Genomic DNA, 13,166 nt, shown 5'->3' on the forward strand with positions numbered 1-13,166 from the left:
CGGGACGAATACTATGATGGACATAGGCAATGGCACGTCGGATGCCGAACGGTCGCTCGAAGCGGCCATCGTGCAGGTCGCGCCCTGGAAGGGGCGCCGCCTGTCCTATGCGCCGGTCTCCGGTGGCATCAGTAACACTAATTTCCGCGTCAGGGTCGAGGGCGATGCGGTCGGCTATTTCGTCAAGATTCCCGGCCGCGGCACGGAGATGTTCATAGATCGCAATGCCGCGCGGGCAGCGAGCAAGCAGGCGGAGGCGATCGATATCGGGCCGCGTACCTTCGGTTATCTCGATCATTTGGATATCGAAGTGTCGGAATTCCTCGATGATCGCCGCGCATCGACCCATCGCGATGCCGTAGATCAGGGTTTTCGCACCAACGTGGTGCAGATCTATCGCCGCTTCCATCAGGCTCAACCGCTCCCACTGACAAAGACCGTGTTCGACATGATCGACGAGCACTATGACCAGGTCAGGCCGCTCGGCGGCCACTGGCCGGAGGATCATGCCTGGCTGTATCGGCAGTATCGGCAGGCGCGCGCGGCATTGGAGGCGTCGGGGCTGGATCTCGTTCCGTGTTTCAACGACCCCATGCCAGGAAACTTCCTGGTGGGCGATGACAGCTCGGTGAAGCTCATCGACTTCGAATATGCCTCCAACAATGAACGGCTTTACGATCTTGCGATCTGGAGCAGCGAGCACTTCTTCCCGGAGAATATCGAACAGGAAATCATCGAAGCGTATTTTGGCCGTTTCGATCGGCAACTGCACGCACGCTTCATGATTCACAAGGCGCTCGCAGATATCAAATGGAGCACCTGGGCGATGGTGCAGAACAGGGTCTCGACGCTGGATTTCGATTTCTACAAGTACGGGATATGGAAGCATATGCGGGCCCGCTCCATCATCCAGGATCCACGATGGCCATCGTTTCTGAAGGCACTTTGATGTTCGAAGACGCTGTCCTAGCAGACGAGGCCGTCGCCTATCTCGTTTTTGCCGCCGAACTCGCGGATTCGGTGCGACCGCTCCTGCTGTCGCATTTTCGCAGCCCGCTGGATGTCATCTCCAAGCCCGATGACAGTCCGGTAACGGTCGCCGATCGCGCGGCGGAACTGCATCTGAAAGAAAGGATCCAGCAGCGCTTTCCGGATCACGGCATTATTGGCGAGGAAACCGGCGGCAAGCCGCGCGGCGCCTTCAACTGGATCATCGACCCGATCGACGGAACAAAGAGTTTTATCACCGGCTTCCCCCTGTTCGGCACGTTGATTGCGCTCTCCTATGAAGAGAAGCCGTTCTGCGGAGTGATCGATATTCCCTTTACGGGGGAGCGGTGGAGTGCCGGGCCGGGCCGCACCATGTACAAGAGCACGTTAGCACGGACGAGCGCCTGTGGGCGCGTCGCAGATGCGCGCTTCTACACCACGTCGCCGGACATGTTCATCGACGGGGAAGCCGAGACGTTCGAGCGGCTGTCGAGGAGTGCGAGACTTCGCCGCTTCGGCGGAGATTGTTACATCTATGGCCTGCTTGCCTCCGGGCATTGCGACATCGTTCTGGAAACGGGGTTGCACCCGTATGACTACATGGCGCTGGTTCCGGTGGTGCAGGGCGCTGGTGGTTGCATCAGCGATTGGGAAGGGCGTCCACTGTCGCTCCGTTCGGACGGACGCGTGCTGGCAAGTGCCACGCCCGCGCTGCATGCAGAAGCGCTGGCCTTCATCCAGCGGTAACGAGTGAAAATGCCTTACAAAACCACAATCGAAGGCACCGTCTTCTGCTTCGACGATCTGAAGGACCTGATGGCCAAGGCGACGCCCGAGCGATCGGGCGATCAGCTCGCCGGCATTGCCGCGGACGGGCCGGTGGAGCGGCTGGCGGCTCAGATCGCGCTGGCCGATCTGCCGCTCAAGACATTCCTGACCGAAGAGTTGATCCCGTCGGAAACCGATGAGGTGTCGCGCCTGATTCAGGACCGGCACGATCCGGCAGCCTTCGCGGCCGTATCGTCGCTCACCGTCGGCGAGTTCCGGGAGTGGTTGCTTGCCCCCGAGACGGCTCAGCACCAGCTCGAAGATCTGACGCCCGGACTGACGCCGGAAATGGTCGCGGCGGTGTCCAAGATCATGCGCCTGCAGGATCTGATTTCGGTCGCCTCGAAGCGCGAGGTCGTCACCAAATTCCGCTCGACCATCGGGTTGAAAGGGCGGCTGTCCACGCGCAATCAGCCCAACCATCCCGTCGATGACTCCTACGGCATCGCTGCATCGGCGCTTGACGGGCTGTTGATGGGATCAGGCGATGCCGTGATCGGGGTCAATCCGGCCACCGACACCGTAGATGACTATGTCCGCATCGTCGCGTTGCTGGACGAATTGCGCACGCGCTTGGCAATTCCGACGCAAACCTGCTGCCTTGGCCACGTGACGACGGCAATGAAGGCAATGGCCGTGAAGGCGCCGGTGGATCTCGTGTTTCAATCGGTCGCCGGTTCGCAAAAGGCGAACGACGGCTTCGGCGTGAGTCTGTCACTGTTGCGCGAAGCCCATGAGGCGGTTCGCGCCCTCAAACGCGGTCCGGCGGACGCTAACCTGATGTATTTCGAGACGGGGCAGGGCGCGGCCCTGTCGGCCGACGCGCATTTCAGTGTCGACCAGCAGACGATGGAGGTGCGCGCCTATGCCGTCGCGCGCGAATTCGATCCGCTGCTCGTCAACACTGTTGTCGGCTTCATCGGCCCGGAATATCTCTTCAATGGAAAGCAGATCATCCGCGCCGGGCTCGAGGATCATTTCTGCGGCAAGCTGCTGGGCCTGCCGATGGGCGTCGACGTCTGCTACACCAATCATGCGGATGCGGACCAGGAAGATATGGATGTGCTGCTGACGCTGCTCTGTGCCGCCAATGTCAATTTCGTCATCACAGTGCCCGGCGCCGACGATGTGATGCTGAACTATCAGTCGCTTGCGCATCACGACGCGGTCTATTGCCGCGAGACCTTAAAGCGTCCGCCAGCGCCGGAGTTCGAGCGGTGGCTTGTCGAGGTAGGCCTGACCGACGACAAGGGCCGTCTGCTCGACGCGCCACCGGAACTGACCGACTACATGGCGAATACCAGGTTGCTGGGGATCTGACATGACCAAGGGGCCGGAGCGAACCTCACCGCTGCCGCGCGATCTCAGCCAGATGACCGACGCACGGGTCATGCTCGGGAGATTCGGGGCGGGCATGCCGACCCGCGCGGCACAGTCTTTTCTGCTCGATCACGCGCGTGCGCGGCAGGCTGTGTGGTCGCGTGTCGATTGGGCGTCTGTCGAAGCCGGCCTCAACGATCTCGGACTAGGGATCGTCGAGGTCGCGAGCCAGGCGGGCGATCGTGCAACCTATGTCCGTCGTCCCGACCTCGGGCGGATGCTCGCAGCTGAGGCCGCGGAACGGCTGACGGGCATGAGGCCCGACTGCGATGTCGCGATCATCCTCGCCGACGGCCTGTCCGCCAGCGCGATCGATATCAATGCGGTGCCGCTGACGAAGGCGATCGTCGCACGTCTGTCGGAGCGTCAGCTCGCCATTGCCCCCATCGTTCTGGCATCGCAGGCGCGGGTGGCCATCGGCGATCCCATCGCGGCGACCATGAGGGCAAAGGTGTCAATCACGGTCATCGGTGAACGCCCCGGCCTTTCGGCGGCCGACAGCCTCGGCATCTACCTGACTCATGCGCCCAAATCCGGCACGCCGGATTCCAAGCGCAACTGTATCTCCAACGTCCGCGACGGTGGCCTTGCCATTGCAGATGCTGCCGATATGGCCACCTCGCTGGTCGTCAACATGCTGAAGGTAGGTATCAGCGGCGTTGGGTTGAAGGCGGCTCTCGACAGTCTGCCTCATCCGGGTAGCGACAACCGGTGATGCTGGTTGCCATCCAGTCGCGCTTACGACATCTTGCTTGTTTAGTTGAGATCCTATCCGGCTCAGGATGACCGCTTGTGGCGGATTGTGTTGAAAAACTCCGGTTGAAGTCGATCACGATCGTTGATTCATTGTCTTATCTGTGGATCGGCTCCGAACTTTGGCTCTGACGCATGTTTGATGACGGCATGCAGATCATGCTGCACCGAGCAATCGTGCTTCGAGAAGGTCAATTTTTGCGCGCCCATACATTTGTCGTTTGACAAGTTTAAGTTTCGTAATCTGTCCCTCGACTTGGCCGTTTGACCAAGGGTGCGTGATTGCAGCGCGCACGGCAGCGATATCCTTGAGGACGCCCGTCGCGAAGGATGAGACGAGGCCTGCTTTTGCGTTCGCGATCCAGGCATCGAGTTTGGCCTCGTCCTTTTTTCGGATCATATCGTGGAACTGGTCGATGAGCGTGCGGGCCTCAACAAGGGACGGCACGCCAGCCTCGATGGCGGCAATGACCAGAGCATCAGCCTTGGTCATGCAATCTCGCTTAATCGTCATAAGACCGGCGATAGTTCTGGCGGAGGGCACCCTTTGCGGCTGTTGTTTGCTGACCGCTTCCGACCGACGTCGACGTGTTGTCCACTCGCCAACCGTACGGAGGGATCCCCGGAACCCCTGCACTTGCAAGCGACGCCAGAGTTCGGCGCCGTTGCGACAGCCACTGCTCCACAGGCCCTCAAGGGACAGATAATACGCGTCGAGCGAACGCTCCCGTGTTTGGAACACGTCGGCTCGCCCACCCCGCAACGTCTGGCGAACGAGATTGCGACTATGACGGCGCAGACCAAGGCGCTGGCCAGCGGTGCAGCGACCTTCGCCAAGGCGATGACGCAGGCGTTCGCAACTTCAGTGATCTCAGGCAAGCAGTTCGACGACGTGCTGAAATCCTTGACGCTGAAGATGTCGGACCTGGCGCTGAAGGCGGCGTTCAAGCCGGTGGAGGGCGCATTGAACGGCCTGCTCTCGGGCCTGACGTCGTCCGGCAGCAGCGGCGCGCTGCAGCGGAATGCCCAGGGCGCGATCAAGCCGTTCGCGGCGGGCGGCGTGGTCGGCACGCCCAGCTATTTTCCGATGATGGACGGCGGCGTCGGCCTCGCCGGCGAGGCCGGGCCGGAGGCGATCATGCCGCTCAGGCGCGGCGCCCACGGACGGCTCGGCGTTGCCGGCGCAAGCGGCGGCAACAGCATCACGGTGCAGATCGCCACGCCGGACCCCGACAGCTTCCGCCGCTCCGAAAGCTACATCACCGGCCAGATCGCCCGCGCGGTGGCGCGGGGGCAGCGAAGTTTGTGAGCCAGCAGTCTGCGTGTCCCGGACGCAGCGCAGCGCGCCGCTCTTTGCGGCGTGGTGCGCTGCAGATCCGGGACCCTCGCGAACACTGGCGCGTGGTACGGCCCCCGGATCTGCGGTGCACCACGCTACTGCGTAGCGTAGTGCACCGCGTCCGGGGCACGCGACTTGAGTGTGGAAATCAGCGCATGACCGCCATTCACGACATCCTCTTTCCCCTCGACATCTCCATGCGCCGCTCCGGCGGGCCGGAGCGGCGCATGGAGATCGTGTCGTTCGGCTCCGGGCGCGAGCAGCGCAATGCGCGCTGGATCTAGTGTGGCGCGGACTTCGAGAGCAGGTTCATCACCAGTACGCCCGCAATAATAAGGCTCATCCCACCCACCGCGCCAGCATCCAACTTCTGTCCCTGGAAGATCCATGCGGCGAGAGTGATCAATACGATTCCGACACCGGACCAGATCGCGTATGCAATTCCTGTCGGGATGGATCTGAGGGCAATCGACAAGAAGTAGAACGATATTCCGTACCCGATCACCGACAGCACGGACGGCAGCGGCTTGGAAAAGCCGTCCGAAAGCTTCATGAAAGTCGTTGCAACAACTTCTGCGCAGATCGCGACAGCAAGATAAAAGTAGGTCATGGCGCGCGATAGCACAGACCAAAAAACGTTGTAAGTCTTGACTTCAACCTTCCTTTCAGAGCCGTCGGCCGTTCAGAGTTTCCCAACGATAGCTCTCCCCCGCATCGTAGGGAAGGAGTTCTCCATGACCGCCTTTCACGACATCCTCTTCCCGCTCGACATCTCCATGCGCAGCTCCGGCGGGCCGGAGCGGCGCACCGAGATCGTGTCGTTTGGCTCCGGGCGCGAGCAACGCAATGCGCGCTGGGCGCAGTCGCGGCGGCGCTATGATGCGGGCAACGGCGTCAAGACGCTGCAGGCCGTGGTGGCGTTCTTCGAGGAGCGGCGCGGCCGGCTGCACGGCTTTCGCTGGCGCGACCGGCTCGATCACGCCTCGGCGGCGCCCGGTCATGCGGTGGCGCCCCTCGACCAGGGCATCGGTATCGGCGACGGCGTCACCGCGTCGTTTCCGCTGGTGAAGACCTATGGCAGCGGCTTTGCGCCCTATGCGCGGCCGATCGCCAAGCCGGTGGCGGGCAGCGTGCGCGTGACGGTCGGCGGCGTCGAGGCGGACGCTGCCGCGTTCGGCTGCGATACGGCCACCGGCGTCGTGACGTTTGCGGGCGGCCACATTCCCGGCGCCGGGCAGGCGGTGACCGCGGGATTTTCCTTCGACGTGCCGGTGCGGTTCGACACCGACTATCTTGAAGTCGACCTGTCGGCATTTGCGGCCGGCGCGATCCCGAAAATTCCGCTGGTGGAGATCCGGCCATGACGGAGATGTGTCGCTGTCGGAAGTGCGGGCCCGGCGGCAATGCGTGGTGACGAAATCCGTTGCGAAGCGAGGCAATGCGCGCATCGGAGGCGTCACCGTTTGCGTCCCTTGCACCGCGCAAGACGATTCCGGTCTGATCGAAAGATTCCATTAAGCGTCTTTCGTTGCGGAAACGGCACATGCCGCGTGTTTGTTCAGCCTGAGCAGATCCTGTTCTTGTCCGACTGTTTCAGCTCATTTACCTTCACAGTTGTGATTTACGGATTGCACGATCAGAGATTCGCATCCCGAACCGTGCGGCCAAGCGAAAATAGGATGACGATCATGCGCCAATGCATGGGGGATGCGACGAGCCGGCGACAGCTGGATGACATGCGACACGAGCGTTCGAGCCGGACACAGCGATCGCCGGGCGGCAACAGAATGCGATGGCTTCGTTTGTTCATGGCTGGCGCGTCGGCGACGGCACTGATGGCCCTGTCCGTCGGTTCGGCCGCGGCCCAGACATGGACCGGCGCGACAAGCAATGACTGGACGGTCGGTTCGAACTGGAGCAGCGGAGTGGCGCCGACCGCCGTATCTTTTGCCGTCATTGATCCGTCATCGCCCCATCCAACGGTGCTCGGCGTCAATGGTCCGGCAAGCGGCACAACTCGTAATATCAACGTCGGCCAAGCTGGAACATGGGCCAATCTAACCATTCAGAATGGTAGTACACTTACCGGTGCCAGCGCTGCGACTATTTTTTCGATCGGTTCGACAGGAGGAAGCGTCGGTACCGTCACTGTTACCGGAGCCGGATCGAAATGGATTCTCTTGAGTACGACTACCACATTGTCCGTCGGCAATTCCGGGACAGGAACGCTCAATATTGAGAATGGCGCGCGGGTAACCGCCAACGCCGGGGTTGCTATCGGAAGGCTTACAGTTGGTTCTGGCACGCTCAACATCAATGGCGGCGGCACGCTGGAGACTCAATCCTTGCGGGGCGGCGCCGGCACGGCGCAGGTCAGTTTCGACAACGGCATCCTGCGGGCGACGGCCACCAACCCAACCTTCATCAATGGATTTTCGGGCACGAATCTCAATCTTCTCGCGGGTGGGGTAACGATCGATACGGCCAGCTTCACCGTCGGCGCCGACGCGACCTCCGTCTTCACCGGTGTCGGCGGCCTGACCGTAACCGGCGGTGGCGTCTTTAACCTGCTGGCGAACAGCCCCTATGCGGGCGCAACCTCGATCCAGGCCGGCAACACACTCTCCCTTCAGGGCGCCGGCGCCATCGCCAGTTCCAGCAGGGTTATCGCGGATGGCGCGTTCGATGTTTCGGGTATCACGGCGGCCGGCACCAGCATCCAGAGCCTGGCGGGAAGCGGCACCGTAGCGCTGGGTGCCAAGAACCTGACGCTGACCAATGCGAACGACCTGTTCTCCGGCATCATCTCCGGCACCGGCGGGTTGACCGTCAGCGGCGGCAAGCAGACCCTGTCAGGCGTCAACACCTATACCGGCGGCACCACGGTGAGCGGCGGCACACTCGCCGTCAACGGCAGCCTGTGCGGCGCCATGACCGTGCTGGCCGGCGGCACGCTGCAAGGCACCGGCACGGTCTGCGACACGTCGAATGCCGGCATCGTCGCGCCCGGCAATTCCATCGGCACGCTCACCGTCGCCGGTAACTACACCGGCAACGGCGGAACGCTGCAGATCGAGACGGTGCTTGGCGGCGATGCCTCGCCGACCGACCGGCTTGTCGTCACCGGCAACACCGCGGGCAGCACCAATGTGCGGGTCACCAACCTCGGCGGCACCGGCGCGCAGACTGTCGAAGGCATCAAGATCGTCGACGTCGGCGGCGCCTCCAACGGGGCGTTCGCGCTGCTCGGCGATTACGTGATCCGGGGCCAGCAGGCGGTGGTCGCCGGCGCCTATGGCTATACGCTGCAGAAGCACGGCGTCAGCACGCCGAACGACGGCGACTGGTATCTGCGCTCCAGCCTGATCAATCCGCCTTCGTCGCCCGGTTCGGCAGCGGCGCCTGCGGGGCCGCTCTACCAGCCCGGCGTTCCGCTTTACGAAAACTATGCGCAGGTGCTGCTCGGCATGAACGAACTGCCGACGATGCAGCAGCGCGTCGGTAACCGCTATTGGGGCGGCGGAGAGGCCATGGCGCGGATCGGCGAGGCGCCGGCGCCAGGCGCAGCACCGGCCGCGCCGACGGCGTTCTGGGGCCGTATCGAAGGCGGCCAATCGAATCTGCAGCCGTCCAGCACGACGGGCGCAACCTATCGGGCCGACAAGCTGAAGGTGCAGACCGGCCTCGACGGTCTGCTGATGGAGACCGAGCGCGGCCGGTTGATCGTCGGACTCACTGGGCAATATGGCCTGACCACCGCCAATGTCGCATCGGTCTCCGGTGATGGCCGGATCCGCGTCGAAGGCTCCGGTGTCGGCGGCACGCTGACCTGGTTCGGCGACAACGGCTTTTATGTCGACGGCCAGGCGCAATCGATGTTCTACCACAGCGATCTGTCCTCGGTGCTGACCGGAACCATGGCGCGCGGCAACGAAGGCGTCGGCTATGCGTTCGGCGCCGAAGCCGGCAAGCGGTTCGCCGTCGGCAACGGCTGGTCGCTGACACCGCAGGCGCAACTATCCTATTCGAAGGCGGAGTTCGACGGCTTCACCGACCGGTTCGGCGCGACGGTGTCGCTGCGCACCGGCGACAGCCTGCTCGGTCGCGCCGGACTTGCGCTCAACCACCAGAAGACCTGGAACGACGGCACGGGTATCGTACGCTCGGATATCTACGGCATCGGCAATCTGCGCTACGAATTCCTTGACGGCACCAACGTCGATGTTGCCGGCACCGGCCTCGCCAGCGCGCAGGACCGGCTGTGGGGCAGCATCGGCGGCGGCGGCACCTATAGCTGGGCCGATGGCCGCTATGCCGTGTTCGGCGAAGTGTCCTACAATGCGAGCCTGAACGACAGCGCGAACAGCCACAGTTACAAAGGCAACGGCGGCTTCCGCGTCACCTGGTGAGCGGACGCGAAATGGCGCACGGTCGAGATTGAAGTAACTGGCGCGGCCTTGATGCGACCGCCGGACGCCAGAATATCGCGCGCGACGCTCCGCGTGGACCAACATCAATCCATGATGGGATAGGCAAGAGCTGCCGTCGATGCCCGGCGGCAGAGCCCGCTGGCGTTGCGTCGCACGACTCTGAGCGCCCCGGCGATCGGCATACGTCCGGCCCATTCGTGTGATGGTCTGCCAGGCTCCACGGAGGGTGAAGAGGAGGTTCGCCATGCGCAACGTCCTCACTGTCCTGCAGGCTAAACTCGACTGATGCGACGATGTCGGAAGCCGATCTCGTCGCCGGACGCTTCGACGCGGCGAGCATCGTGCGCCGGCTGGTGGACTGGGGCGAGCCGCGCGGCCGGGGGCTTGTGATGGATCGCGCCCCCGGGGCAGCCTGGGTCGTGATTCACGGTGAACAACTCGTAAATGGCCGGATGCGCACCGATGGCCATCCGCGAATACTTCTCTGCGATGACTGTGATAGGCTGGCGTGTAACCTGAATGGATTGATGTGACACAGCATAGATCGCACCCGGTCCCCGCGATGTTTGACGCCATCGGCTTGCGCTGGCTATGGAGCTGGCTGGCCGAGCGACGCTTCCAGCGCATCGCCATGTCGCTCGGGGACGGGCTGGTCTGCGCCGATCGGGACTTCGCCATCACGCTCTGGAATCCCGGCGCGGAGGCGCTGTTCGGCTATCGCTCCGACGAGATCCTTGGCCGGCCGTTCGCCACCATCTGCGCGCGCGCGGGAGAGGGCAGCACGGTCACGGCATTCGCCGTCGCCGACATGCCGCGCGATCGGCTGATGGCGCCGGGCGGCCATGTGGTGGAATTCGAAGGCCGCCGCAGGAACGGCGATATCTTTCCGGTGGAGGCCTGTTTCTCCGGCTCGACGGGCATCGACGGATTCCAGTACGGCGCGATCCTGCGCGACATCTCGGCGCGCCACCGCGCGGTGGAACGGATCCGCTATCTCGCGGAATTCGACGCGCTGACGGGCCTGCCCAACCGCAATTCGCTGAAGGCGCATCTCGATGCGGTGTTCGCCGATGTGTCGCAGCCGCGCGCCGTCATGCTGCTGGCGATCAGCATCGACAAGTTTCAGGACATCAACGACCTGCTCGGCCATGAATGCGGCGACCAGGTGCTGCGGGCGGTCGGGCTGCGGCTAAGCGAGCGCATCGGCAATCGCGGTTTCGTCGCCCGGCTCAGCGGCGACGAATTCGGCCTCTATATCGACGGCGCCTCGGAGCAGGATGCGATGGCAGTGTGCGAGGACTGCGCGCTGGTTTTCGCCAGTCCGCTGCTGGCCGGCGCGCGCGCGTATCGCATCAGCCTGAGGATCGGCGTGGCCATGTTTCCGGGCGACGCCCGGTCGTTCGACGATCTGCTCGGCAACGCCCATCTTGCGCTGCACCGCGCCAAAGCGAGCGAGCGCAGGGGCCATGTGCTGTACCGGCGGGTGTTCCGCGACGAGCTGGAAGTCCGCCTCAGCATCGAGGCCGAACTGGTGCGCGCGGAGGCGCAAAGCGAGTTCGAACTGTTCTACCAGCCGCAGGTGATGCTGAACGATCGCCGGACGATCGGCGCCGAGGCGCTGATCCGCTGGCGTCATCCGCAGCGCGGTCTGATGTCGCCCGGTTGCTTCATGCCGGTGGTCAATACGTCGCCGCTGTCCAACCGGATCGCCGGCTGGGTGATGGACACCGCCTGCCGTCAGGCGCGGGCATGGGAGCTGATGGGGCATCGCATTCGCGTCAGCGTCAACCTGTCGCCGTCGCAATTCCAGTCCGACAATCTGGCGGAATCGGTGCGGCTGATCCTCGCCACCACCGGGCTGACGCCGTCGCTGCTCGAACTGGAAGTCACCGAGGATATCCTGCTGGACGGCGTCGACCGGCTGCTGGCGATCTTCGCCGAGATCCAGAGCCTCGGCGTGCGCATCGTGTTCGACGATTTCGGCACCGGCTATGCCGGTCTCAGCTATCTCAAGAAATTCCCGCTCGACGGGCTGAAGATCGACCAGTCCTTCGTGAGCGAATTGCGCACCAACCGCAACGCCGCGGCGATCGTGAGTTCGACCATCGATCTCGGCCGCAAGCTCGGCCTGTCGCTGATCGCCGAGGGCATCGAGGACGCCGCCACTGCCGACCTGTTGTCGGACATGGGCTGCGAACACGCCCAGGGTTATTTCTTCGGCCGGCCGATGCCCGCTGCGGATTTCGAGGCGATGCTGCTGGGTCAGCCCGCCGAGGCACTGCGGGACTGAGCGCGCCGAAACTGCCGATCGCACGATAGCAAAGCCCGACATCTCGCCTTCCGTCCGGGAAGGGGACACGAGGAGCTCATTCATGTGCACCATCCCCGCCGCCCTGCAGGCGAAACTCGACAGCGGCGTCACCACGCTGGCGCATTGCTGGACGCTACAGCGGCGCGACGGCGTGGCGCTCGGTTTCACCGATCACGACCGCGATCTGGTGGTGGACGGCGTGACCTGCCGCGCCGGGACCGGCTTTGCGGCATCCGAGGCCTCGGCCCGCTTCGACCTGTCGGTCGACGGCGCGGAGATTTCTGGCGCGCTTGACGATGCGACGCTGTCGGAAGCCGATCTCGGCGCCGAACGTTTCGATGCTGCCAGCATCGCAAGCTGGCTGGTGGACTGGAGCGAACCGTCGCTGTGCGTGCTGACCGCGCGCGGCCGGCTCGGCGAGGTCAGGCGTGAGGGCGCGGCCTTCACCGCCGAGTTGCGCGGGCTGGCCGACCTGCTGTCGCAGGAGAGCGGCCGGCTCTACACCGCCCGATGCTCGGCCGATCTCGGCGACACCAGGTGCCGCGCCGATCTCGGCAATCCCGCCTGGCGCGGCAACGGCAGCGTCGCCGCACTCAGGCGCACCTCGATATTTGTCGCGGCCGGGCTCGACGGTTTCGCCGATGGCCTGTTCAGCGGCGGCCGGCTCGGCTGGAGCAGTGGCGCCAATGCCGGCCTCGCCATCGAGATCAAGCAGCATCGCGCGGCGGAGGGCGAGGTGCGGCTGTCGCTGTGGCAGGCCATGGCCGCGCCGATCGCGGTGGGCGATACGTTCACGGTCACCGCCGGCTGCGACAAGCGTTTTGCCACCTGCCGCGACCGCTTCGGCAATGCCGACAATTTCCGCGGCTTCCCGCAGATTCCCGGCAATGACTTTGTCATGAGTTATCCGGTCCCCGGCACCGTCGGCGTCGGCGTCGGCGGCGCCGCGCCGGATGGCGGTGGAGTGGGTGGTGTCGGCGGCGGCTGAAGAGTGCTGCAATTTTCACCCTCCCCTGGAGGGGGAGGGTCGGCGAGCAGCACGCGCAGCGTGATGCGAGACGGGGTGGGGTGATTGTTCATCCCCGAACTTGACCGCTGTCACCCCACCCCGATGACCACCGTGCTTCGCGCGCTG

Annotated in this window: 12 protein-coding genes and 2 pseudogenes; 11 read left to right on the top strand and 3 right to left on the bottom strand. The window is 63.9% G+C overall.

Going from position 1 to position 13,166, the window contains the following annotated elements:
• Positions 1–13: 13 nt before the first annotated feature.
• The 4 genes from ACUXVA_RS17725 to eutC are packed head-to-tail and all read left to right on the top strand — an operon-like array spanning position 14 to position 3,913.
• Positions 14–949 (top strand): phosphotransferase, encoded by a 936-nt coding sequence (locus tag ACUXVA_RS17725; protein ID WP_265079121.1) that lies wholly within the window; start codon positions 14–16, stop codon positions 947–949.
• A complete protein-coding gene (gene hisN / locus ACUXVA_RS17730) occupies positions 949–1,737 on the top strand; it encodes a histidinol-phosphatase (protein ID WP_445493309.1) in 789 nt (262 codons plus the stop codon). Before ACUXVA_RS17725 ends, hisN begins: the two co-directional genes overlap by 1 nt.
• Positions 1,738–1,746: 9 nt before the next feature.
• Positions 1,747–3,138, top strand: a complete 1,392-nt coding sequence (locus tag ACUXVA_RS17735; protein ID WP_265079120.1) for an ethanolamine ammonia-lyase subunit EutB — start codon at positions 1,747–1,749, stop codon at positions 3,136–3,138.
• Position 3,139: 1 nt separating this feature from the next.
• The gene (eutC, locus tag ACUXVA_RS17740; RefSeq protein ID WP_445487295.1) at positions 3,140–3,913 is read left to right on the top strand and encodes an ethanolamine ammonia-lyase subunit EutC; all 774 of its coding nucleotides are present in this window, start codon (positions 3,140–3,142) and stop codon (positions 3,911–3,913) included.
• Positions 3,914–4,108: 195 nt separating this feature from the next.
• Here the strand turns inward: eutC and ACUXVA_RS17745 are convergent.
• Positions 4,109–4,741, bottom strand: a pseudogene (locus ACUXVA_RS17745) (transposase); the annotation flags it as partial.
• Between ACUXVA_RS17745 and ACUXVA_RS17750 the strand changes: the two are divergent.
• Together ACUXVA_RS17750 and ACUXVA_RS17755 are read left to right on the top strand one after the other, a co-directional pair.
• Positions 4,739–5,260: a phage tail tape measure protein gene (locus tag ACUXVA_RS17750; protein ID WP_445487297.1), complete on the top strand. Its 522-nt coding sequence runs from the start codon at positions 4,739–4,741 to the stop codon at positions 5,258–5,260. The pseudogene ACUXVA_RS17745 and the gene ACUXVA_RS17750 overlap by 3 nt on opposite strands.
• Before the next feature lie 185 nt (positions 5,261–5,445).
• Positions 5,446–5,568, top strand: a pseudogene (locus tag ACUXVA_RS17755) (DUF2460 domain-containing protein); the annotation flags it as partial.
• 2 nt (positions 5,569–5,570) lie between these two features.
• Here ACUXVA_RS17755 and ACUXVA_RS17760 read toward each other — a convergent pair.
• On the bottom strand, positions 5,571–5,900 hold the full coding sequence (locus tag ACUXVA_RS17760; protein WP_265079119.1) for a DMT family transporter: 330 nt from the start codon (positions 5,898–5,900) through the stop codon (positions 5,571–5,573).
• A 124-nt stretch (positions 5,901–6,024) separates the two neighbouring features.
• On the opposite strand from ACUXVA_RS17760, the gene ACUXVA_RS17765 reads away from it, so the two are divergent.
• Positions 6,025–6,654 carry a phage distal tail protein, Rcc01695 family gene (locus ACUXVA_RS17765; RefSeq protein WP_445487300.1) on the top strand — a complete coding sequence of 210 codons (630 nt, stop codon included), beginning with the start codon at positions 6,025–6,027 and terminating at the stop codon, positions 6,652–6,654.
• Positions 6,655–6,926: 272 nt separating this feature from the next.
• Here ACUXVA_RS17765 and ACUXVA_RS17770 read toward each other — a convergent pair whose 3' ends face one another.
• Positions 6,927–7,247 (bottom strand): hypothetical protein, encoded by a 321-nt coding sequence (locus ACUXVA_RS17770; RefSeq protein WP_265083922.1) that lies wholly within the window; start codon positions 7,245–7,247, stop codon positions 6,927–6,929.
• Between the two features lie 25 nt (positions 7,248–7,272).
• Between ACUXVA_RS17770 and ACUXVA_RS17775 the strand changes: the two genes are divergently transcribed.
• From ACUXVA_RS17775 to ACUXVA_RS17790, 4 genes are all read left to right on the top strand, one after another.
• On the top strand, positions 7,273–9,699 hold the full coding sequence (locus ACUXVA_RS17775; RefSeq protein WP_265083763.1) for an autotransporter family protein: 2,427 nt from the start codon (positions 7,273–7,275) through the stop codon (positions 9,697–9,699).
• Positions 9,700–10,013: 314 nt separating this feature from the next.
• Positions 10,014–10,253: a hypothetical protein gene (locus ACUXVA_RS17780; protein WP_265079117.1), complete on the top strand. Its 240-nt coding sequence runs from the start codon at positions 10,014–10,016 to the stop codon at positions 10,251–10,253.
• Positions 10,254–10,282: 29 nt separating this feature from the next.
• The gene (locus ACUXVA_RS17785; protein WP_445487303.1) at positions 10,283–12,010 is read left to right on the top strand and encodes a putative bifunctional diguanylate cyclase/phosphodiesterase; all 1,728 of its coding nucleotides are present in this window, start codon (positions 10,283–10,285) and stop codon (positions 12,008–12,010) included.
• 82 nt (positions 12,011–12,092) lie between these two features.
• The gene (locus tag ACUXVA_RS17790) at positions 12,093–13,019 is read left to right on the top strand and encodes a DUF2163 domain-containing protein (RefSeq protein WP_445487304.1); all 927 of its coding nucleotides are present in this window, start codon (positions 12,093–12,095) and stop codon (positions 13,017–13,019) included.
• The last annotated feature ends 147 nt before the right edge of the window (positions 13,020–13,166 follow it).

This window comes from Rhodopseudomonas sp. RCAM05734 (assembly GCF_052658035.1).

What these genes read in the sequence shown, in the direction of transcription:
- hisN (WP_445493309.1), top strand. Translation starts at nt 949, where the DNA reads ATGTTCGAAGACGCTGTCCTAGCAGACGAGGCCGTCGCCTATCTCGTT.
- ACUXVA_RS17790 (WP_445487304.1), top strand. Translation starts at nt 12,093, where the DNA reads ATGTGCACCATCCCCGCCGCCCTGCAGGCGAAACTCGACAGCGGCGTC.
- ACUXVA_RS17750 (WP_445487297.1), top strand. Translation starts at nt 4,739, where the DNA reads ATGACGGCGCAGACCAAGGCGCTGGCCAGCGGTGCAGCGACCTTCGCC.
- ACUXVA_RS17735 (WP_265079120.1), top strand. Translation starts at nt 1,747, where the DNA reads ATGCCTTACAAAACCACAATCGAAGGCACCGTCTTCTGCTTCGACGAT.
- ACUXVA_RS17780 (WP_265079117.1), top strand. Translation starts at nt 10,014, where the DNA reads ATGTCGGAAGCCGATCTCGTCGCCGGACGCTTCGACGCGGCGAGCATC.
- ACUXVA_RS17785 (WP_445487303.1), top strand. Translation starts at nt 10,283, where the DNA reads ATGTTTGACGCCATCGGCTTGCGCTGGCTATGGAGCTGGCTGGCCGAG.
- ACUXVA_RS17765 (WP_445487300.1), top strand. Translation starts at nt 6,025, where the DNA reads ATGACCGCCTTTCACGACATCCTCTTCCCGCTCGACATCTCCATGCGC.
- ACUXVA_RS17725 (WP_265079121.1), top strand. Translation starts at nt 14, where the DNA reads ATGATGGACATAGGCAATGGCACGTCGGATGCCGAACGGTCGCTCGAA.
- ACUXVA_RS17770 (WP_265083922.1), bottom strand. Translation starts at nt 7,247, where the DNA reads ATGACGGCAAAAGATACGGCGGTCGGCGCCACTCCGCTGCTCCAGTTC.
- ACUXVA_RS17760 (WP_265079119.1), bottom strand. Translation starts at nt 5,900, where the DNA reads ATGACCTACTTTTATCTTGCTGTCGCGATCTGCGCAGAAGTTGTTGCA.
- eutC (WP_445487295.1), top strand. Translation starts at nt 3,140, where the DNA reads ATGACCAAGGGGCCGGAGCGAACCTCACCGCTGCCGCGCGATCTCAGC.